Consider the following 20,333-nt stretch of genomic DNA (forward strand, 5'->3'; position numbering starts at 1 on the left):
TCTGGCATACAGCCGATGAGCGGTAAATGCCATCGCTTGATATTTGGCCATTCACCGCATCATACGGGCATTTCAGACGCAACCTTGGCCTAAATGCCCTGTCCGCTGGAGCGGGGTGGGTGTCGCCTGTTACCATTCGCGGCTTGATTGTTCTTTGCTTTTCATTCTTTTCGAGACATGCCATGACCACCGTCCGCACTCGCATCGCGCCATCGCCTACCGGGGATCCCCACGTAGGTACCGCCTATATCGCCTTGTTCAACTACTGCTTTGCCAAGCAGCACGGCGGTGAGTTCATCCTGCGGATCGAAGACACCGACCAGCTGCGCTCGACTCGCGAGTCCGAGCAGCAGATTTTCGACGCGCTGCGTTGGTTGGGGATCGACTGGAGCGAAGGCCCGGACGTCGGCGGCCCGCACGGTCCTTACCGTCAAAGCGAGCGTGGCGATATTTACCAGAAGTACTGCCAGCAACTGGTCGACATGGGCCATGCCTTCCCGTGCTTCTGCACCGCCGAAGAACTGGATCAGATGCGCGCTGAACAGATGGCGCGTGGCGAAACCCCGCGTTACGACGGCCGTGCGTTGCTGCTGTCCAAGGAAGAAGTGGCGCGCCGTCTCGCTGCCGGCGAGCCGCACGTGATTCGTATGAAGGTGCCGAGCGAAGGCGTCTGCGTGGTGCCGGACATGCTGCGCGGCGATGTCGAAATCCCGTGGGATCGCATGGACATGCAAGTACTGATGAAGACCGATGGTCTGCCGACGTACTTCCTGGCCAACGTGGTCGATGACCACCTGATGGGCATCACCCATGTGCTGCGTGGCGAAGAGTGGCTGCCATCGGCGCCAAAACTGATCCTGTTGTACGAATACTTCGGCTGGGAACAACCGGAGCTGTGCTACATGCCGCTGCTGCGTAATCCGGACAAGAGCAAGCTTTCCAAGCGCAAGAACCCGACGTCGGTGACGTTCTACGAGCGTATGGGCTTCATGCCAGAAGCCATGCTCAACTACCTGGGCCGCATGGGCTGGTCGATGCCGGACGAGCGCGAGAAGTTCTCGTTGCAGGAAATGGTCGATAACTTCGACCTCAAGCGCGTTTCCCTGGGTGGGCCGATTTTCGATATCGAGAAACTGTCGTGGCTCAACGGTCAATGGCTGCGTGACCTGCCGGTGGAAGAGTTCGCCGCGCGCGTGCAGAAGTGGGCGTTCAACTCCGAATACATGATGAAGATCGCACCGCACGTTCAAGGGCGGGTTGAAACCTTCAGCCAGGTCGCACCACTGGCCGGCTTCTTCTTCGCCGGTGGCGTGAATCCGGATGCCAAGCTGTTCGAATCGAAGAAACTCTCGGGTGATCAGGTCCGTCAATTGATGCAGTTGATCCTGTGGAAGCTCGAAAGCCTGCGTCAGTGGGAGAAGGACAGTATCACCGCGACGATTCAGGCCGTGGTCGAATCGCTGCAATTGAAGCTGCGTGATGCCATGCCACTGATGTTCGCGGCGATTACTGGGCAGGCCAGCTCGGTGTCGGTGCTCGATGCGATGGAAATCCTCGGCCCGGACCTGACTCGTTTCCGCTTGCGCCAGGCGATTGACCTGCTGGGCGGCGTGTCGAAGAAAGAAAACAAAGAGTGGGAAAAGCTGTTGGGCGCGATCGCCTGATTGCTCACCTTTGACTTGTAGGAGCCGGCTTGCTGGCGAAGCGACCTTGCTGCTTGCATCGATGTTGCGGCCGCCTTCGCCAGCAAGCCGGCTCCTACAGTTGGAGAAATCCCCGGATTCTCGGGGGGAGGGCGGTAAGTGATTGTAATGCCGACAAAAAATTTTAAATTTTTTGAAAAATAAGTTTGACAGGCTTTCGATACGCCCTTAAGATTCGCCCCGTCCTCAGCGATGACATCAACGATGAGGGGCTATAGCTCAGCTGGGAGAGCGCTTGCATGGCATGCAAGAGGTCGACGGTTCGATCCCGTCTAGCTCCACCAATTTACACTTCAAGGCCTGGCCACACCGGCCTTGAAGCGATCAACGCTCAGCGTTGATCTGTTGTATAGAAGGGTTTTCGTCCCCTTCGTCTAGTGGCCTAGGACACCGCCCTTTCACGGCGGTAACAGGGGTTCGAGTCCCCTAGGGGACGCCAGTTTTACAGAAGCGATGTTGCAAAATGTCGCTCCGCCGCGAGGCGAAAAATCTGGGGCTATAGCTCAGCTGGGAGAGCGCCTGCATGGCATGCAGGAGGTCAGCGGTTCGATCCCGCTTAGCTCCACCAATTTACAGTTCAAGGTCTGGCCACACCGGCCTTGAATCGATCAGCTCTCAGCACTGATCAATTGTATAGAAGGGTTTGTGTCCCCTTCGTCTAGTGGCCTAGGACACCGCCCTTTCACGGCGGTAACAGGGGTTCGAGTCCCCTAGGGGACGCCACGATTACCCGCTCTGCGGGATTTTATAAGGGTCATTCAATTATTGAATGGCCCTTTTGTTTGTCTGGCGTTTGGCCAAATCTCCCTCTTTCTCTCAAACTGTTCTTCAGACCAGCGGTCACATCCACGACTTGCAGAAAATTATTATGAGAATAATATTCTAGTCGTAATATTCGGAGGCAACGATGAACGATAAAAAAGCTCAAACCCGCGAACGCATCCTCAAGGCCGCCAGTGCAGCGCTGATTCAGCGCGGTCCGGCCGAACCGAGCGTGGGCGAAGTGATGGGGGCAGCCGGCCTGACCGTCGGTGGCTTCTATGCGCACTTCGAAAGCAAGGACGCCATGATGCTGGAGGCCTTCAAGCAATTGCTGGGTCGCCGTCGTGACTTGATTGCCGACATGGATGCCGAGTTGACCGGTGAAGAGCGTCGCGCCTTAGTTGCTGCGTTCTATCTGTCACGCAAACACCGGGATTCCAGCGAGTCTGCGTGTCCGATCCCGGCTTCGATCGGGGAACTTGGACGTCTGCCCGAGGACTTTCGAATCGCGTTGAACGAGCACTTGGAACTGATGGTCGCGCAGTTGGCGGCCAGTCCTGAAGATACCGACAAAGCATTGGCCGACATGGCCTTGATGGTGGGTGGCCTGGCGCTCGCACGGGCGCTGGGTCCAGGTGATTTATCCGACCGATTGCTTCGCGCTGCCAAATCGGCGGTGCGTTGACCTGAAGGCAAAGCCTTGGGAGAGAGCGATGAGCACGTTGAAATGGGTTCGTGGCGTCAATGGCACCCTGGGTTGGTTTGCTCCGAAACTGGTCGCCAGCAAAATGCGACTGGCGTTCATGACGCCGCGGGATTTTCCGCCGCGTGATTGGGAATTGCCGCTGCTGGCCAAATCCGAACGAATCACTCTACGTTTCGGTCTCTCGGCATTGCGTTGGGGGCAGGGGCCGACGGTATTGCTGATGCACGGCTGGGAAGGTCGGCCGACACAGTTTGCCAGCCTCATCACCGCGCTGGTCGATGCCGGTTACACCGTGGTTGCCCTTGATGGTCCGGCACACGGTCGCTCACCAGGGACGGAGGCCAATGTGGTGCTGTTCGCCCGCGCCATGCTCGAGGCCGCCGCCGAGTTGCCGCCATTGCAAGCGGTCATCGGTCACTCCATGGGGGGTGCCAGCGCCATGCTTGCCGTGCAATTGGGCCTGCGCACCGAAACCCTGGTCAGCATCGCCGCGCCGGCGCGGATTCTTGGCGTATTGCGCGGTTTCGCCCGCTATGTGCGATTGCCGCCCAAAGCCCGTTCCGCCTTCATTCGTCAGGTCGAGAAGGACGTTGGCATGCGCGCCGCCACACTGGATGTCGCGCACTATCAACTGGATATGCCTGGCCTGATCGTTCATGCCGAGGACGACAACTTTGTCTCGGTCAAGGAGTCGCAACTGATCCACGAAGCCTGGTTCGACAGTCGGTTGTTGCGCCTGGAAGAGGGTGGTCATCAGCGTGTCCTCGCCGATCCCCGGGTGATTGATGGCGTGTTATCACTGTTGGCTGGTCGCAGTCTGCAATCGCGCCAATCGGCCTGAGCTTCCGTTACACTGCCCCAGTCGAAAAAAATCTGACCGGGAGTGAGGCATGGGCTGGGATCGGGCAACGCCATTTATCATTGATCTGCAGGTGGGCGCCGAAGACATTGACGGGCTGGGTCACGCCAACAACGCGGTGTACGTGACCTGGCTCGAGCGCTGCGCCTGGCGTCACTCTCAACGCCTTGGCCTGGACCTGGTTGAGTACCGTCGGCTGGACCGGGCAATGGCGGTGGTGCGGCACGAAATCGACTATCTGGCGGCTGCCTATGAAGGTGATGAGTTGCAATTGGCAACCTGGATTGTCGATTGGGATCAGCGCCTGAAAATGACTCGCCATTTCCAGTTGAAGCGTCCCAGCGACAATTCGACGTTGCTGCGTGCGCAAACCACCTTCGTCTGCATTGAGATGTCCAGCGGCAAGCCCAAGCGCATGCCCGCCGAGTTCATCGAGGGCTACGGCCCGGCATTACAAGTTGCGATCTGATCGCTTCATTCGCGGGCAAGCCTCGCGCCTACAGGTTCGATGCAATCTGTAGGAGCGAGGCTTGCCCGCGAAGGCGTCTGCAAAAACACCATCGTCCCGTCTGACGAAATACCTTCTGCCAGCCGAAACCAGTAAACTGCCCCCCGTTTTTCGTTGAGTGTGTTTTTCATGCAAATTGCTTTGGCGCCCATGGAAGGGTTGGTCGACAACATCTTGCGCGACGTGCTGACCCGTGTGGGCGGTATCGATTGGTGCGTGACCGAATTCATTCGGATCAACGATCAACTGCTGACACCTGCCTATTTCCACAAATTCGGTCCTGAGCTGCTGACCGGTGCCCGCACGGCATCAGGTGTGCCGCTGCGTGTGCAATTGCTCGGTTCGGACCCGGTGTGCCTGGCGGAAAACGCTGCCTTGGCCTGCGAGTTGGGTTCCGAAGTGATCGACCTTAACTTCGGTTGCCCGGCCAAGACCGTAAACAAGTCCCGAGGCGGTGCGGTGTTGCTCAAGGAGCCAGAGCTGCTGAACCGGATCGTCGAGCATGTCCGTCGTGCCGTTCCGGCACACATTCCGGTGACGGCCAAGATGCGCCTGGGCTTCGACAGCCCGGACGGTTCGCTGGTGTGCGCCACGGCGCTGGCCGAAGGCGGAGCAGAGCACATCGTGGTCCATGCGCGGACCAAAACCGACGGTTACAAGCCACCGGCGCATTGGGAGTGGATTCCGCGCGTGCAGGACGTGGTCAAGGTGCCGGTGTTCGCCAATGGTGATATCTGGAGCGTCGAAGACTGGCGCCGTTGCCGAGAAATCAGTGGCGTGGAAGACATCATGCTGGGCCGCGGCCTGGTGTCTCGCCCGGACCTGGCCCGGCAAATCGCCGCGGCACGGGCGGGTGAGGAGGTCGTCGAAATGACCTGGGCCGAGTTGCTGCCGTTGCTTCAGGACTTCTGGCTGCAAGCCAAAGCGCAGATGACACCACGCCAATCGCCGGGCCGCTTGAAGCAGTGGCTGGCGATGCTGACCCGCAATTATCCCGAAGCAGTGGAGCTGTTCACCGTCCTGCGCCGCGAAACTGAACTGGATCAGGTATCGCGTTTGCTCGGCTTGCAGGTGGCTGAAGCAGCCTGAAAAAATCTAAAAACAATCTCTTGAAAAGCAATCAGCGGTCCCTATCTAAGGATTACGCGATGCCGAATTCGGGTCGCGGAGACAAAAACCTTGCTGATTGTTTTCAGGAGATTTGACCCATGACTACTGCATTTTCCCTGGCGCCTCTGTTCCGTTCCTCGGTGGGCTTCGACCGTTTCAACGACCTGTTCGAAACCGCCCTGCGTAACGAGCCTGGCAGCACTTACCCTCCCTACAACGTCGAAAAACATGGCGACGATCAATACCGCATCGTCGTGGCGGCAGCCGGTTTCCAGGAAGAAGACCTGGAACTGCAAGTGGAGAAGGGTGTGCTGACCATCAGTGGCGGCAAACGTGATGCCAGCGAAGGCGTGACCTTCCTGCATCAAGGCATCGCCCAGCGAGCCTTCAAACTGTCCTTCCGTCTGGCGGACCATATCGAAATCAAGGCCGCTGACCTGCGCAACGGTCTGTTGAGCATCGACCTGCTGCGGGTAGTTCCGGAAGAGGCGAAAGCCAAACGCATCCCGATCAACGGGGCGCAAAAACCGGCTCTGCAACACTGAGTCTGAGCAAAAAAAGAAGGGCGCCCATGGCGCCCTTCTTTGTGTTTGCGATTTAACGTTGACCGAATGTGCCGAGGGTCAGTGGCTTTAAGTGTGGGTTTAAATGCTTTCTGTAGGAGCGGGCTTGCTCGCGATGGTCGTCAACGATGAAGCAAGTATTCTGCCTGCCCACATCGCTCTCAGGTTCATCGCGAGCAAGCTCGCTCCTACAAAGGCGGTGTCATCTAAGAAGCTTTTGAAACTCGTCCACCGGCAACGGCTGGCTGTGCAAATACCCCTGATAAAAGTGACAACCCAGTCCTTGCAGAAACTCCAGCTGCTCCGGCGTCTCCACGCCTTCGGCAATCACTTTCAATTCCAGGCTGCGGGCCATGGCGACGATGGCTCGAATGATCTCGGCGTCGTTGGGGTCGGTGGTGGCGTCGCGAATGAACGACTGGTCGATTTTCAGCGTGTCGACCGGCAAGCGCTTGAGGTACGTCAGTGAGGAGTAGCCGGTACCGAAGTCGTCCATGGCAAAACTCACGCCGAGTTTTTTCAGGCGGCGCATTTTATTGATGGTGTCTTCCAGGTTCTGGATGACGATGCCTTCGGTGATTTCCAGTTTCAGCATGGAGCAGGGCAGGCCGTAGTGGGCGAGGCTCTCTTCAATGTGTTCGACGAAGTCACTCTGGCGGAACTGCCGGGGGCTGATGTTTACGCACAGGCTGAAGTCCTGCGGGTCGATCAGGCCGTTGGCAATCAGGTGCCTGAACGCCTGGCAGGCCTCATCGACGATCCAGGTGCCCACTTCCAGGATCAAGCCGCTGTCCTCCAGCACTTTGATGAACTCCGCGGGGGATTGCGCGCCGAGTTCCGGATGGTTCCAGCGCACCAGCGCTTCGGCGCCGACGATGCGGTTATCCCGGGCATCGAGTTGGGGCTGGTAATGCACGCGAAATTCACCCCTGGAGAGTGCCAGGCGCAGGTCGGTCTCCATGCGCAGGCGCTCGCTCGCGGCCTTCTGCATGGTGTTGTGATACATCTGCGTGGTGTTGCGCCCCGAGTCCTTGGCGCGATACAGCGCAATGTCGGCGCGTTTGAGCAGGTCGGTGGGCGTGGAGCCGTGATCGGGAATCAGCGCGATACCGATGCTCGGTGTCACTTGCAGGCGCTGACCGTCGAGGAACATCGGCTCGGATAGCAATTCGCGCAAGGTGTCCGCCAGTTCGCGCACCTGGAGGGTGACATCGTTGCGCGAACCTTCGAGGCCGCTGAGCAGGACCACGAATTCGTCACCGCCCAGGCGTGCAACGGTGTCTTCCATGCGCACGCTGGCCTCCAGACGCGCGGTGATGATTTTCAGCACGGTATCGCCCACCGGGTGGCCGAGCGAGTCGTTGATGTGCTTGAAATGGTCAAGGTCGAGAAACATCAAGGCGCCACGCAGGTTGTGGCGTTTGAGCAGGGCAATCTGCTGGCTCAGGCGGTCCATCAGCAGTGCGCGGTTAGGTAGGTTGGTCAGCGGGTCGTGGTAGGCCAGGTGACGGATCTGCGCTTCGGCGTTTTTCAACAGGCTAACGTCCCGCGCGGTCAGCAGCAGGCACGCGGTTTCGTTGAGGGTGATCGGCTCCACCGAGACTTCGACCGTCAGCAAGTCGCCGCGTTTGTTGCGCCCGAGCATTTCCAGGTGATGCACCCGGCCCTTGATCTGCAGTTCGGCCAGCAAGGCCGAGCGTTGCTTTTCTTCGGCCCAGATGCCGACCTGATACACCGTGCGGCCGATCACTTCATCGGCGCGATAACCGGTCAAGCGACAGAAGCCATCGTTGACCTCCAGATAGCGACCGGTGTCGCGCTCGGTGATGGTGATGGCATCGGGGCTGGAGTGGAACGCCTTGGCGAACTTCTCTTCGCTGGCCTTGAGGGCCGCTTCCGAACGTTGTTGCTGGGTAATGTCGCGCAACGTGGTGACGATGCACGGCTGGTCGCCGACGCTGATCTGGCGGCTGGAAATCACGCAGGTCAATAATTCCCCGTTTTTGTGCTGGGCAATGATTGCGACGTTGTTCAGCGCTTGTTCGCGGATCACCTGCTCAATGCGCTGCAGACTTTTCGCCGAGGCGTCCCACAGACCGATTTCGTCGGCGCTGCGCCCGATCACATCGGCGGCGGTCCAGCCAAAGGTCTGGGTGAAGCTGGAGTTGATCTCGATGAACTGCCCGGTGTCCTGGCGGGTGACGCAGATCGGATCTGGGCTGACCTGGAACAGCGTGGCGAATTTCTCTTCGGATGCCACCAACTGTTGTTCGCGTTCAACCTGGTCGGTGATATCGAGCAACGTGCCAGCCATGCGCAGCGGCGCGCCGTTTTCATCGCGGTAAAGTCGAGCACGGCTTTCCAGGAAGCGCGAACTGCCATCGGGCAGTTGCACGCGGTAGGTCAATTGATAGTTGCCGGCCGGGCCTTCGCGCAGGCTGCGATAGGCATCGCGCATATTGTTGCGCTCTTCACCGGGCACGCCCTCGAAAAACCCTTCGAACGACTCGTGGAAAGGCTTGGCGTCCAGCCCGTGCAATTGGGCGGCGCGGGCCGAGCCATAGAGCATGCCGCTGGGGATGTGCCAGTCCCAGGTGCCCAGTTGCGCCGAGTCCAGCGCCAGGTCAAGGCGCTCCTGGCTGTCCTTGAGGGCGTGCTCGGACGCTTTGCGTTCAGTGGTGTCGAGGAAGGTGCTCAGCAGATAGGGCTGGCCTTCGAGTTCGACCTTTTGCGCGCTGAGGATGCCGTCATGGATCTGCCCGTTGCTGGCGCGAAATTGCACCTCCATGTTGATCAGTTCGCCTTTGGCCTTGGTGGCCTTGACCAGTTCCAGTCGTTGCTCGGGGTGGACCCACAGGCCCAGTTCCAGGGTGGTGCGGCCAATGGCGCTCTGCACCGGCCAGCCAAACAGGCTTTCGAAGTACTGGTTGGCTTCGGTGATCAGGCCGTCTTCCTGGCGGGTCAGCAGCACCATGTTCGGACACAGATGAAACAGGGTGGCGAAGCGTTTTTCGGAACTGCTCAGCGCCTGTTCGCGCTGGCGCTGGTGGGTAATTTCGCGGATCACCCCGATCATCCGCGGACGACCGTGCTTGTCGGGTAGGAGGCTGCCGTTGATTTCCAGCCAATGCAGGCTGCCGTCTGGCCAGCGAATGCGGTGGTGCATGGCCTGCTCCAGCGGAGCACCGGCGATCACGGCGTGGAAGGCGCGAACGGTTTTTGCCCGGTCTTCCGGCGGCAATAGGTCGAGGTATTCCAGATCGGCGGGCAAGGGTTGCCGGGGATCGAAGCCAAATAACGCCTGGGTCCCGCGCGACCAACTGATTTGCCCGCGCTCGATATCCCAATACCAGGCACCCAGGTGTGCACCGTTCAGGGCGGCCAGCAATTGAGGGGCGCTTTCCCAGCTCTGCTCGGAACTTATGGGGTCAAGTGCCTGGATGCGCGGCATCGGCGGAATACGGTCAACAGATTTCGGCATTGGAAAGCCTTAGGCTGAATTGGGCATTTGGCACAGGATTTCGCGGCTCTATAGGCTTAGTACACGTTAGCCTTGAGTCCCTGGCAGGTCGATTTGAGCATCCAGCAAGGCCATGAAGGCTCGTGCTGCATTCGATAGCGTCCGTTCTGTGTGCAGGATATAGCCTAGCTGGCGAGACAGTTGTATGCCCGGCAAGGGTATTCGCGCAACCTGATCATCGAGCATGGTGCGCGGCAGTACGCTCCAGGCCAGACCAATGGACACCATCATCTTGATGGTTTCCAGGTAATTGGTGCTCATGGCGATGTTCGGTGTCAGGCCCTGGGCTTCGAACAGGCGCTGAACAATATGGTGGGTAAAGGTGTTGCCACCGGGAAACACCGCTGGATGGCGGGCGATGTCCGCGAGGCTGACCTTGCCGTTGTTGAGCAGTGAGTGCTCCGGGGCGACCACAAAGTCCAGTGGGTCATCCCACACAGGCGTGGCCTTGACCAGCGTGTGGGGCTCCGGCGCCAGGGTGATGACCGCCAATTCCGCGCGGCCATGCAGGATTTCTTCGTAGGCCACCTCCGAATCCAGGAATTGAATATCCAGCGCGACGTCAGGGTAGCGTCGGGTGAATTCCCTTAGTAAAGGAGGCAGTCGATGCAGGCCGATGTGGTGGCTGGTGGCCAGGGTCAGACGACCGGTCACCTCTCCCGTAAGGTTGGTCAGGGCGCGGCGCGTATCATCGAGGACATTCAGAATCTGATAGGCGCGAGGCAGCAAGGCGCGACCGGCCTCGGTCAGGCCCACTTCACGGCCCAGGCGATCGAACAACCGGACCTTCAATTGCTGCTCCAGACCGGCAATGCGCTTGCTGATCGCCGGTTGAGTCAGGTGCAGCCGTTCGCCCGCGCCGGAGAAGCTTCCGGTCTCGGCGATGGCAATAAAGGCATTGAGATTGGCCAGGTCCATGGTTGCATTCCAGTTGGTTATCCAAAGCATAAAAAATATGAATTTGAGTTATTTAATCTAACCCCATAGCATCAGCCTCACAAGCCAAAGGGTTATTGAAATCTTCAACGCCCGGGGCATAGAAACAAGCTGATGAGGAAACCGTCTGATGGCCGGCAAAACGCTCTACGACAAGCTCTGGGATTCGCATTTGGTCAAGCAGCGCGACGATGGCTCTGCGCTGATCTACATCGATCGTCACATCATCCATGAAGTGACCTCGCCGCAAGCCTTCGAAGGCCTGCGTCTGGCCGGGCGCAAGCCATGGCGCATCGATGCCAACATCGCGACCCCGGACCACAACGTACCGACCACCCCTGAGCGCAAGGGTGGCATCGCAGCCATTGCCGACCAGGTCTCGCGTTTGCAAGTCCAGACCCTCGACGATAACTGCGATGAATACGGCATCGTCGAATTCAAGATGAACGACGTGCGCCAAGGCATCGTCCACGTTATTGGCCCGGAGCAAGGTGCGACCTTGCCGGGCATGACCGTGGTCTGCGGCGACTCCCATACCTCGACCCACGGCGCGTTCGGTGCCTTGGCTCACGGTATCGGCACTTCCGAAGTCGAGCACGTGCTCGCCACCCAGTGCCTGGTCGCCAAGAAAATGAAGAACATGTTGGTACGCGTCGAAGGCCAATTGCCATTCGGCGTGACCGCCAAGGACATCGTCCTGGCCGTGATCGGCAAGATCGGTACCGCTGGCGGTAACGGCCACGCCATCGAGTTCGCCGGCAGTGCGATTCGCGACCTGTCCGTCGAAGGCCGCATGACCATCTGCAACATGTCCATCGAAGCCGGTGCTCGCGTAGGTCTGGTGGCCGCTGACGAAAAAACCGTGGCTTACGTGAAAGGTCGTCCATTCGCCCCGAAAGGCGCCGAGTGGGATTTGGCGGTCGAAGCATGGAAAGATTTGGTGTCCGACGCCGATGCGAAGTTCGACACCATCGTTGAGCTCGACGCGACCCAGATCAAGCCGCAAGTCAGCTGGGGCACTTCGCCCGAGATGGTCTTGGCTGTCGACCAGAACGTACCGGATCCGGCCAAGGAAATGGACTTGGTCAAGCGCGGCTCCATCGAGCGCGCCTTGAAGTACATGGGTTTGACCGCCAATCAGGCGATCACCGACATTCAGCTGGATCGCGTATTCATCGGCTCCTGCACCAACTCGCGGATCGAAGACCTGCGTGCGGCGGCAGTGATCGCCAAGGGCCGCAAAGTGGCCTCGACCATCAAGCAGGCCATCGTGGTGCCGGGCTCGGGCCTGGTGAAGGCTCAGGCGGAGTCCGAAGGCCTGGACAAGATTTTCCTCGAAGCCGGTTTCGAATGGCGCGAGCCAGGCTGCTCGATGTGCCTGGCGATGAACCCGGACCGTTTGGAGTCGGGCGAGCATTGCGCCTCGACCTCCAACCGCAACTTCGAAGGCCGTCAGGGCGCCGGTGGTCGTACTCACCTGGTGAGCCCGGCCATGGCCGCCGCAGCCGCTGTGAACGGTCGTTTCGTCGACGTCCGTGAATTGATTTAAGGAGCGCAGCATGAAAGCTTTTACCCAGCACACTGGACTTGTCGCGCCTCTGGATCGTGCCAACGTCGACACCGACCAGATCATTCCGAAGCAGTTCTTGAAGTCGATCAAACGCACCGGTTTCGGCCCGAACCTGTTCGATGAATGGCGTTACCTGGACGTGGGCCAGCCATACCAGGACAACTCCAAGCGCCCGCTGAACAAGGACTTCGTCCTCAACGCCGAACGCTACCAAGGCGCCAGTGTGCTGCTGGCCCGAGAAAACTTCGGTTGCGGCTCCAGCCGTGAGCACGCGCCGTGGGCGCTGGAAGAGTACGGTTTTCGCAGCATCATCGCGCCGAGCTACGCCGACATCTTCTTTAACAACAGCTTTAAGAACGGCTTGCTGCCGATCATCCTGAGCGACGAAGAAGTCGATGAACTGTTTAAGCAGGTCGAGGCCGAGCCGGGCTACCAGTTGCAGATCGATCTGCAAGCCCAGACCGTGACCCGTCCGGATGGCAAGGTGTACAGCTTCGAAATCGATGATTTCCGCAAGCACTGCCTGCTCAATGGCCTGGACGATATCGGCCTGACCTTGCAGGACGGCGATGCGATTGCGGCGTTCGAAGCCAAGCATCGCGCGAGCCAGCCTTGGTTGTTTCGTGATGCGTGATTTTGCGTAAGGCGTGATGACGCCTTCGCGGGCAAGCCTCGCTCCTACAAGTCCTGCGCAGTTCCCTGTAGGAGCGAGGCTTGCCCGCGAAGAGGCCGGAATGAACAACACAAGATTCACTCCCAAAAGGAAATTTCCATGACCAGCACCGCCCAGCACAGTCAGGTAGTCCAGAAGCAATTCGGTGAACAGGCCTCAGCCTATCTGAGCAGCGCCGTACACGCTCAAGGCACTGAATTCGCACTGCTACAGGCTGAACTGGCAGGGCAGGGCAGCGCTCGTGTGCTGGACCTGGGCTGTGGTGCCGGTCACGTGAGCTTTCATGTTGCCTCGCTGGTGAAAGAAGTGGTGGCCTATGACCTGTCCCAGCAAATGCTCGATGTGGTTGCAGCGGCGGCCACTGATCGTGGCTTGAGCAATGTGACAACGGTCAACGGTGCCGCCGAGCGCCTGCCATTTGCCGACGGCGAGTTCGACTTCGTGTTTAGCCGTTATTCGGCGCACCATTGGAGCGATCTCGGCGTGGCCCTGCGGGAAGTGCGTCGGGTGTTGAAGCCTGGCGGCGTGGCGGCGTTCATCGACGTGTTGTCACCGGGCAGCCCGCTGTTCGACACTTACCTGCAAAGCGTCGAAGTGCTGCGCGATACCAGCCATGTGCGCGATTATTCCGCCGGCGAATGGTTGCGCCAGGTCAGCGAGGCGGGGCTGCACACCCGCAGCACCACCCGTCAACGGCTGCGTCTGGAGTACAACTCTTGGGTTGAACGCATGCGCACACCGCAGGTGATGCGCGCGGCGATCCGCGAATTGCAGCAGTCGATGGGCAACGAAGTACGCGAATATTTTGAGATTGAGGCCGATGGTTCGTTCAGTACTGATGTGTTGGTACTGTTCGCCGAAAAATGAGCCCCAAGCGATAGACTTTTTCCGGGCGCGCCTTCGGGCGCACCGACTGATGACATGAGGAAAGCATGAGCAAGCAGATTCTGATTCTCCCAGGTGACGGTATTGGCCCGGAAATCATGGCCGAAGCGGTCAAGGTACTGGAGCTGGCCAGCGACAAGTTCGCTCTGGGCTTCGAGCTGAGCCACGACGTGATCGGCGGTGCGGCCATTGACAAGCATGGCGTGCCTCTGGCCGATGAAACCCTGGAGCGCGCTCGCGCCGCCGATGCCGTGCTGCTGGGCGCTGTGGGCGGCCCGAAATGGGACACTATCGAGCGTGACATTCGCCCTGAGCGCGGTCTGCTGAAGATTCGTGCGCAACTGGGCCTGTTCGGCAACCTGCGTCCGGCGATCCTGTACCCGCAACTGGCCGAGGCTTCCAGCCTGAAGCCGGAAATCGTCTCCGGCCTGGACATTCTGATCGTTCGTGAACTGACCGGCGGTATCTACTTCGGCGCGCCACGCGGCACCCGTACCCTGGAAAACGGCGAGCGTCAGTCCTACGACACCCTGCCGTACAGCGAAAGCGAAATCCGTCGCATCGCCCGTGTCGGTTTCGACATGGCCATGGTGCGCAACAAGAAGCTGTGCTCGGTGGACAAAGCCAACGTATTGGCGTCCAGCCAGCTGTGGCGTGAAGTAGTCGAGCAAGTGGCCAAGGATTACCCTGAGGTCGAACTGAGTCACATGTACGTCGACAATGCTGCCATGCAACTGGTGCGTGCACCGAAGCAGTTCGACGTGATCGTGACCGACAACATGTTCGGTGACATCCTGTCTGACCAGGCCTCGATGCTCACCGGCTCCATCGGTATGCTGCCGTCGGCGTCCCTGGACACCAACAACAAGGGCATGTACGAGCCTTGCCACGGTTCGGCGCCGGACATTGCAGGCCAGGGCATTGCCAACCCGCTGGCGACCATTCTGTCGGTCTCGATGATGCTGCGTTACAGCTTCAATCAGCAGGCCGCGGCCGATGCCATCGAGAAAGCCGTCAGCCTGGTGCTGGATCAGGGCTTGCGCACGGGTGACATCTGGTCCGCCGGTTGCACTAAAGTCGGTACGCAGGAAATGGGTGACGCAGTAGTCGCCGCGCTGCGGAATCTGTAATCTCTCGGGCCCGCTGCCGAATTCACCCCCCGAAGGCAGCGGCCCACTTTTCAAGAAGGTGTAGTTGCGATGAAACGTGTAGGTCTGATCGGTTGGCGCGGTATGGTCGGTTCCGTGCTCATGCAGCGGATGCTGGAAGAGCAGGATTTCGATCTTATCGAGCCGGTGTTTTTCACCACTTCCAATGTCGGTGGTCAAGGTCCGTCCGTGGGCAAGGATATTGCTCCGCTCAAGGACGCTTACAGCATTGAAGAGCTGAAAACCCTCGACGTGATTCTGACCTGCCAGGGTGGCGACTACACCAGCGAAGTGTTCCCCAAGCTGCGCGAAGCCGGCTGGCAGGGTTACTGGATCGACGCCGCTTCCAGCCTGCGCATGCAGGATGACGCGGTCATCGTCCTGGACCCGGTCAACCGCAAGGTCATCGACCAGCAGCTCGATGCGGGCACCAAGAACTACATCGGCGGCAACTGCACCGTCAGCTTGATGCTGATGGGCCTGGGCGGTCTGTTCGAAGCCGGTCTGGTGGAGTGGATGAGCGCCATGACCTATCAGGCGGCCTCCGGTGCCGGCGCGCAGAACATGCGTGAACTGATCAAGCAAATGGGCGCGACCCACGCTGCTGTCGCCGATCAACTGGCCGACCCGGCCAGCGCCATCCTCGACATCGACCGTCGTGTTGCCGAAGCCATGCGCAGCGACGCGTACCCGACCGAGAACTTCGGCGTACCGCTGGCCGGCAGCCTGATCCCGTGGATCGACAAGGAACTGCCGAACGGCCAGAGCCGCGAAGAGTGGAAAGCCCAGGCCGAGACCAACAAGATCCTCGGTCGCTTCAAGAGCCCGATCCCGGTGGATGGCATCTGCGTACGCATCGGCGCCATGCGTTGCCACAGCCAGGCGCTGACCATCAAGCTGAACAAAGACGTGCCGATGGCCGATATCGAAGGCTTGATCAGCCAGCACAACCCTTGGGTCAAGCTGGTGCCGAACAACCGTGATATCAGCATGCAGGAGCTGAGCCCGAACAAGGTCACCGGCACCCTGAACATCCCGGTTGGCCGTCTGCGCAAGCTGAACATGGGTTCGCAGTTCCTCGGCGCCTTCACCGTCGGCGACCAGCTGCTGTGGGGCGCGGCCGAGCCGCTGCGTCGCATGCTGCGGATCCTGCTTGAGCGTTGATCGACTGAAGTAATGAAAGAACCCGCGCCTTGAAAGAGGTGCGGGTTTTTTCTTGGGGGCGGAAAAGATCGCAGCCTGCGGCAGCTCCTACAGGGGGGAAAACCCGATTTTGTAGGAGTTGCCGAAGGCTGCGATCTTTTGCTCTAAATTGCCGAACTGCCCACCACCCGTTAAAGTGCCGCTCCCCCCGTTTCGCCAGAGGTAAAACCATGAGCCAGTCCTTTGATATTGCCGTGATCGGCGCCACCGGTACTGTTGGCGAAACGCTCGTGCAGATTCTCGAAGAGCGCGACTTTCCGGTCGGTAATCTGCACCTGCTGGCCAGCAGCGAATCCGCCGGCAGTTCGGTGCCGTTTCGCGGCAAGAATGTGCGGGTGCGGGAAGTCGATGAATTCGACTTCGCCAAGGTGCAGCTTGTGTTTTTTGCCGCCGGTCCGGCGGTGACCTTGAGCTTCGCTGCTCGCGCCACGGCGGCAGGTTGTTCGATCATCGATCTGTCCGGAGGCCTGCCGGCCGATCAGGCGCCGCAGGTGGTGCCGGAAGCCAATGCACAGGTATTGGCAGGCCTGAAAAAACCGTTTCAGATCAGCAGCCCGAGCCCTTCGGCCACCACGCTGGCCGTGGTGCTTGCACCGCTAATGGGGTTACTCGATTTGCAGCGCATCAGCCTGACGGCGAGCCTGGCAGTGTCTGCGCAGGGGCGCGAAGCGGTGACCGAGCTGGCGAGGCAAACCGCCGAACTACTCAACATGCGTCCGCTGGAGCCGAAGTTCTTTGATCGGCAGATGGCGTTCAACCTGCTGGCTGAAGTCGGCAAACCGGACGAACAAGGCCACACGCTGCTGGAAAAGCGCTTGGTGCGTGAACTGCGTCAGGTCCTGGCGCTGCCGTCGTTGAAAATTTCCGTCACTTGCATTCAAGCCCCGGTGTTTTTTGGCGATAGCTTTAGCGTGACCTTGCAATCGGCAGGCGAAATCGACCTGGCCAAGGTCAACGCTGCGCTGGAAGATGCTCCCGGTATCGAGCTGGTCGACGCTGGCGATTACCCGACTCCGGTCGGCGATGCGGTCGGGCAGGATGTGGTCTACGTCGGTCGGGTTCGCCATGGTATCGACGACCTGTCGGAACTAAATGTGTGGGTGACGTCAGATAACGTACGCAAAGGCGCCGCGCTCAATGCTGTGCAGCTGGCTGAATTGTTGATAAAAGACCTGCTGTAAAAGATACTTGGCGACAAATTTTCGAACGGTTCCGGGTGAGCACCATGCTTGCGCGGAATGCTGAAGGCGAGCCACCCTGCGGGGCTTTCCGGGGCATGCACGAAACGATCGCGCGCGACGACCCTTCGCCGCCGCGCGCAATGCCTCACGGCAGCGGCAATCAATACCTTCTCGCTGGCCGAGGAATGTTCAAACTAAGGATGAGCTATGGTTCAAGTTCGCAAACTGGTGTTAGCAATAGCGGCCGCCTCGGCGCTGTCCTCCGGTATGGCGCATGCCCTCGGGCTCGGGGAATTGACCCTGAAGTCGACGGCGAACCAGCCGTTAGTGGCGGAAATCGAGTTGCTCGACGTCAAGGAACTCACCGCTGCCGAAGTGGTGCCGAGCCTGGCTTCGCCTGAGGACTTCGCCAAGGCCGGTGTCGATCGCCAGGCGTTTCTCGACGACCTGACCTTCACCCCGGTGCTCAATGCCAGCGGCAAAAGCATCTTGCGCGTGACTTCCAGCAAGCCCCTGTCCGAACCGATGGTGAAATTCCTGGTTCAGGTGATGTGGCCCAACGGTCGTCTGCTGCGCGATTACAGCGTGCTGCTTGATCCATCCAAGTTCTCGCCGCAAGCCGCCGAAGCGGCTGCGCAACCGGCTCCGACCCAGGGCACAACGCCGGTCACTGGCGCGACCAAGCCATCCCAGTACACCACCACACCGCGCGACACCCTGTGGGAAATTGCCGCAAAAGCGCGAAATGGCGGGTCGATTCAACAAACCATGCTGGCCATCCAGGCGCTGAACCCGGATGCCTTTATCGACGGCAATATCAACCGCCTGAAAACCGGGCAGGTGTTGCGCCTGCCGGATCAGGCGCAAAGCACCAGCTTGCCGCAACCCAAGGCCATTGCCGAAGTCGCTGCTCAGAACACCGCCTGGCGTCAGGGGCGGCGCTATGTCGCCAAGCCTGGCTCGGGCCAACAGCAGCTCGACGCCACTAACCGCGGCCGCGGCGAGGCGGTGTCGACGCAAGCCGGTCGGGACAATCTGAGCCTTGTTTCCGCGGAGGTAGGCAAGGCCCGTGGCAAGGGCGCGGCAGGTGATGCCAAGGCCCTGAGCAACAAGCTGGCCGTTACCCAGGAAAGCCTCGACACGACCCGCCGTGACAATGCAGAACTGAAAAGCCGCATGGCCGATCTGCAAAGTCAGTTGGACAAGCTGCAACGCCTGATTGAACTGAAAAACAACCAACTGGCCAAGCTGCAGGCCGAAGGCGCCGAGGGTGCACCGGCTGCTGCTCCTTCCGCGACCGCTCCGGCGATCACCGCTGAATTGGCGGCCAGCCCGGCAGCGACGCCTGCCGAACCCGTGCCCGCAACACCGGCTGCTGCAGCACCTGAGGCTGCAGCGCCGGCCTCGGCTGAGCAACCCGCCGAGCCCGCGCCAGCGGTATCCAACGAGCAGACATTCAACGAGTTGCTGACCAATCCGTGGCTGTTGGGCCTGGCGGGTGGCGGGGCAGTCGTGTTGCTGCTGTTGCTGCTATTGCTGGCTCGTCGCCGTAAAGCCCAACAGGAAGCCGAAAAACATCTGCGCATGGCCCGCGCGCTGGCTGAGGAGCAGGCGTTCTCTGCCGATCTCGATCTGCCGGAAAGCAGTTTCGAAGGTCTGGAAGTTCCACCGCCAAGCGTGAAGCTCGCGAACGTGCCGCCACCTGCTCCAGCACCGGCCCCGGTGATTGCTCCGGTTGTCGTTACGCCCCCGATCGCCGCGCCCCTGGTGGCACCGGCCGCTGAGCGCTCCGACGACGTATTGGGCCAGGCCCAGTCACATATCGCCGCAGGTCGTCTGAATCAGGCCGCCGCGTTGCTGGAAGAGGGCGTCAAGCAAGAGCCGCAGCGCAGCGATGTGCGCCTGAAGCTGATGGAAGTCTACGGTTTGCAGGGTGACCGCGATGCATTCGTGGTTCAGGAGCGTCAGCTGGTGGCCAATGGCGACAATTTCGCCCAGGTTGAAAAGCTGAAAAGCCGTTTCCCAGCCATGGCACTGGTCGCTGCTGGCGGTATCGCTGCGGCTGCCGTCGCAGCCGAGCTGGATGCGCAATTCGTCAAGGATCTGCTGCTGGATGAGCCGCAAGCGCCTGCGCCGGCCGAAGACGATTTCGACAGCGCCTTCGATCTGAGCCTGGATGATTTGGATAACATCACGCCAGCAGCCGAGATGCCGGCGCCGCAACCGGAGCCCGTTGTTGCGATCCCGGACGAGCCGCAAGCTCCCGCGCCGGTCGAAGACGATCTGGACAGTTCTTTCGATTTGAGTCTGGATGACCTGGAGAACATTGCGCCTGTAGCCGTTGCGCCAGCACCTCAACCGGAGCCTGAGCCGGAAGCAGTGACCCTCGACGATCTGGAAGAATTCCCGCTGGACGACGATTTGAGCTTCGATTCCGTTCTGCAGCAGCAGACTGAGATCAAGCAAAACCTCGACGATCTGTCGGATTTCGATCTGGACATGGACCTTGGTGGCGAAGCTGAGCCAGCGACCCTGGCCGAAGACGACTTCCTGCTGGACCTGGACGACGACTTCAAGGATCTACCCGTTGCCCAAACCTCGGCAACCCCTGATGTAGTGCCCGATGATTTGGAGTTGCCGGCTGATTTCGATCTGTCCCTGGCCGACGAGATGGGCGCCCCTGAAGCCCCGAATGCGTTCGCCGCGGAGCTGGATGATGTCAACGCCGAGCTGGAGCGCTTGTCCCAAAGCATCAGTGAACCCACTTTTACCGTGGACGACGCTCTGGCGACTGTGGACGACGAACCGGAATTCGATTTCCTGTCCGGCACCGACGAGGTCGCGACCAAACTCGATCTGGCTCAGGCCTACATCGACATGGGCGACACCGATGGTGCCCGGGACATCCTCAATGAGGTGGTGACCGAAGGCGACGATGGCCAGAAGAACGAAGCCAAGGAAATGCTTTCGCGTCTGGCTTGAGTGGCGTGTTGTAAATAAACGGCA

Annotated in this window: 15 protein-coding genes and 4 tRNA genes; 17 read left to right on the top strand and 2 right to left on the bottom strand. The window is 59.9% G+C overall.

Annotation, left to right across the window (positions count from 1 at the left end; genetic code table 11):
* Positions 1 to 182: 182 nt before the first annotated feature.
* From gltX to ABTV22_RS09750, 10 genes are all read left to right on the top strand, one after another.
* Complete coding sequence (gene gltX, locus ABTV22_RS09705) at positions 183 to 1,664, top strand: glutamate--tRNA ligase (RefSeq protein ID WP_433739713.1); 1,482 nt, start codon at positions 183 to 185, stop codon at positions 1,662 to 1,664.
* A gap of 247 nt (positions 1,665 to 1,911) precedes the next feature.
* A tRNA-Ala gene (locus tag ABTV22_RS09710) sits at positions 1,912 to 1,987 on the top strand.
* A gap of 79 nt (positions 1,988 to 2,066) precedes the next feature.
* A tRNA-Glu gene (locus tag ABTV22_RS09715) sits at positions 2,067 to 2,142 on the top strand.
* A 53-nt stretch (positions 2,143 to 2,195) separates the two neighbouring features.
* Positions 2,196 to 2,271, top strand: a tRNA-Ala gene (locus tag ABTV22_RS09720).
* A gap of 79 nt (positions 2,272 to 2,350) precedes the next feature.
* Positions 2,351 to 2,426 (top strand) — tRNA-Glu (locus tag ABTV22_RS09725).
* A gap of 184 nt (positions 2,427 to 2,610) precedes the next feature.
* The gene (locus ABTV22_RS09730; RefSeq protein ID WP_433739715.1) at positions 2,611 to 3,150 is read left to right on the top strand and encodes a TetR/AcrR family transcriptional regulator; all 540 of its coding nucleotides are present in this window, start codon (positions 2,611 to 2,613) and stop codon (positions 3,148 to 3,150) included.
* Between the two features lie 28 nt (positions 3,151 to 3,178).
* Positions 3,179 to 4,012, top strand: a complete 834-nt coding sequence (locus ABTV22_RS09735; RefSeq protein ID WP_433739717.1) for an alpha/beta fold hydrolase — start codon at positions 3,179 to 3,181, stop codon at positions 4,010 to 4,012.
* Between the two features lie 49 nt (positions 4,013 to 4,061).
* Positions 4,062 to 4,499: an acyl-CoA thioesterase gene (locus ABTV22_RS09740; protein ID WP_433739718.1), complete on the top strand. Its 438-nt coding sequence runs from the start codon at positions 4,062 to 4,064 to the stop codon at positions 4,497 to 4,499.
* 168 nt (positions 4,500 to 4,667) lie between these two features.
* Positions 4,668 to 5,627, top strand: coding sequence for a tRNA dihydrouridine synthase (locus ABTV22_RS09745; protein WP_175388346.1), 960 nt, complete (start codon positions 4,668 to 4,670; stop codon positions 5,625 to 5,627).
* 119 nt (positions 5,628 to 5,746) lie between these two features.
* On the top strand, positions 5,747 to 6,193 hold the full coding sequence (locus ABTV22_RS09750) for an Hsp20 family protein (RefSeq protein ID WP_433739721.1): 447 nt from the start codon (positions 5,747 to 5,749) through the stop codon (positions 6,191 to 6,193).
* A 220-nt stretch (positions 6,194 to 6,413) separates the two neighbouring features.
* Here ABTV22_RS09750 and ABTV22_RS09755 read toward each other — a convergent pair whose 3' ends face one another.
* Together ABTV22_RS09755 and ABTV22_RS09760 are read right to left on the bottom strand one after the other, a co-directional pair.
* Positions 6,414 to 9,692: an EAL domain-containing protein gene (locus ABTV22_RS09755; RefSeq protein ID WP_433739723.1), complete on the bottom strand. Its 3,279-nt coding sequence runs from the start codon at positions 9,690 to 9,692 to the stop codon at positions 6,414 to 6,416.
* Positions 9,693 to 9,758: 66 nt separating this feature from the next.
* Positions 9,759 to 10,649 carry a LysR family transcriptional regulator gene (locus tag ABTV22_RS09760; protein WP_433739725.1) on the bottom strand — a complete coding sequence of 297 codons (891 nt, stop codon included), beginning with the start codon at positions 10,647 to 10,649 and terminating at the stop codon, positions 9,759 to 9,761.
* Positions 10,650 to 10,797: 148 nt separating this feature from the next.
* Here ABTV22_RS09760 and leuC point away from each other — a divergent pair, with 148 nt between their 5' ends.
* The 7 genes from leuC to ABTV22_RS09795 all read left to right on the top strand — a co-directional run bounded on the left by leuC (position 10,798) and on the right by ABTV22_RS09795 (position 20,309).
* Positions 10,798 to 12,216 (top strand): 3-isopropylmalate dehydratase large subunit, encoded by a 1,419-nt coding sequence (leuC, locus tag ABTV22_RS09765; RefSeq protein WP_096512561.1) that lies wholly within the window; start codon positions 10,798 to 10,800, stop codon positions 12,214 to 12,216.
* A gap of 10 nt (positions 12,217 to 12,226) precedes the next feature.
* Entirely contained in the window at positions 12,227 to 12,871 is a 645-nt protein-coding gene (leuD, locus tag ABTV22_RS09770) for a 3-isopropylmalate dehydratase small subunit (protein WP_433739727.1), read from the top strand.
* Positions 12,872 to 13,009: 138 nt separating this feature from the next.
* Positions 13,010 to 13,777, top strand: a complete 768-nt coding sequence (locus tag ABTV22_RS09775; protein WP_433739728.1) for a class I SAM-dependent methyltransferase — start codon at positions 13,010 to 13,012, stop codon at positions 13,775 to 13,777.
* A gap of 65 nt (positions 13,778 to 13,842) precedes the next feature.
* Positions 13,843 to 14,925 (top strand): 3-isopropylmalate dehydrogenase, encoded by a 1,083-nt coding sequence (leuB, locus tag ABTV22_RS09780; protein WP_433739729.1) that lies wholly within the window; start codon positions 13,843 to 13,845, stop codon positions 14,923 to 14,925.
* 69 nt (positions 14,926 to 14,994) lie between these two features.
* Positions 14,995 to 16,107 (top strand): aspartate-semialdehyde dehydrogenase, encoded by a 1,113-nt coding sequence (gene asd, locus ABTV22_RS09785; protein ID WP_433739730.1) that lies wholly within the window; start codon positions 14,995 to 14,997, stop codon positions 16,105 to 16,107.
* Between the two features lie 209 nt (positions 16,108 to 16,316).
* Positions 16,317 to 17,327, top strand: a complete 1,011-nt coding sequence (locus tag ABTV22_RS09790) for an aspartate-semialdehyde dehydrogenase (protein WP_433739732.1) — start codon at positions 16,317 to 16,319, stop codon at positions 17,325 to 17,327.
* Positions 17,328 to 17,534: 207 nt separating this feature from the next.
* Positions 17,535 to 20,309, top strand: coding sequence for a FimV/HubP family polar landmark protein (locus ABTV22_RS09795; RefSeq protein ID WP_433739734.1), 2,775 nt, complete (start codon positions 17,535 to 17,537; stop codon positions 20,307 to 20,309).
* Positions 20,310 to 20,333 lie beyond the last annotated feature (24 nt).

This window comes from Pseudomonas putida, assembly GCF_050990305.1.
GTDB lineage: Bacteria > Pseudomonadota > Gammaproteobacteria > Pseudomonadales > Pseudomonadaceae > Aquipseudomonas > Aquipseudomonas putida_AH.

What these genes read in the sequence shown, in the direction of transcription:
- ABTV22_RS09755 (WP_433739723.1), bottom strand. Translation starts at nt 9,692, where the DNA reads ATGCCGAAATCTGTTGACCGTATTCCGCCGATGCCGCGCATCCAGGCA.
- asd (WP_433739730.1), top strand. Translation starts at nt 14,995, where the DNA reads ATGAAACGTGTAGGTCTGATCGGTTGGCGCGGTATGGTCGGTTCCGTG.
- leuD (WP_433739727.1), top strand. Translation starts at nt 12,227, where the DNA reads ATGAAAGCTTTTACCCAGCACACTGGACTTGTCGCGCCTCTGGATCGT.
- ABTV22_RS09750 (WP_433739721.1), top strand. Translation starts at nt 5,747, where the DNA reads ATGACTACTGCATTTTCCCTGGCGCCTCTGTTCCGTTCCTCGGTGGGC.
- leuB (WP_433739729.1), top strand. Translation starts at nt 13,843, where the DNA reads ATGAGCAAGCAGATTCTGATTCTCCCAGGTGACGGTATTGGCCCGGAA.
- ABTV22_RS09730 (WP_433739715.1), top strand. Translation starts at nt 2,611, where the DNA reads ATGAACGATAAAAAAGCTCAAACCCGCGAACGCATCCTCAAGGCCGCC.
- ABTV22_RS09795 (WP_433739734.1), top strand. Translation starts at nt 17,535, where the DNA reads ATGGTTCAAGTTCGCAAACTGGTGTTAGCAATAGCGGCCGCCTCGGCG.
- ABTV22_RS09760 (WP_433739725.1), bottom strand. Translation starts at nt 10,649, where the DNA reads ATGGACCTGGCCAATCTCAATGCCTTTATTGCCATCGCCGAGACCGGA.
- ABTV22_RS09740 (WP_433739718.1), top strand. Translation starts at nt 4,062, where the DNA reads ATGGGCTGGGATCGGGCAACGCCATTTATCATTGATCTGCAGGTGGGC.
- ABTV22_RS09775 (WP_433739728.1), top strand. Translation starts at nt 13,010, where the DNA reads ATGACCAGCACCGCCCAGCACAGTCAGGTAGTCCAGAAGCAATTCGGT.
- ABTV22_RS09735 (WP_433739717.1), top strand. Translation starts at nt 3,179, where the DNA reads ATGAGCACGTTGAAATGGGTTCGTGGCGTCAATGGCACCCTGGGTTGG.
- leuC (WP_096512561.1), top strand. Translation starts at nt 10,798, where the DNA reads ATGGCCGGCAAAACGCTCTACGACAAGCTCTGGGATTCGCATTTGGTC.
- gltX (WP_433739713.1), top strand. Translation starts at nt 183, where the DNA reads ATGACCACCGTCCGCACTCGCATCGCGCCATCGCCTACCGGGGATCCC.
- ABTV22_RS09790 (WP_433739732.1), top strand. Translation starts at nt 16,317, where the DNA reads ATGAGCCAGTCCTTTGATATTGCCGTGATCGGCGCCACCGGTACTGTT.
- ABTV22_RS09745 (WP_175388346.1), top strand. Translation starts at nt 4,668, where the DNA reads ATGCAAATTGCTTTGGCGCCCATGGAAGGGTTGGTCGACAACATCTTG.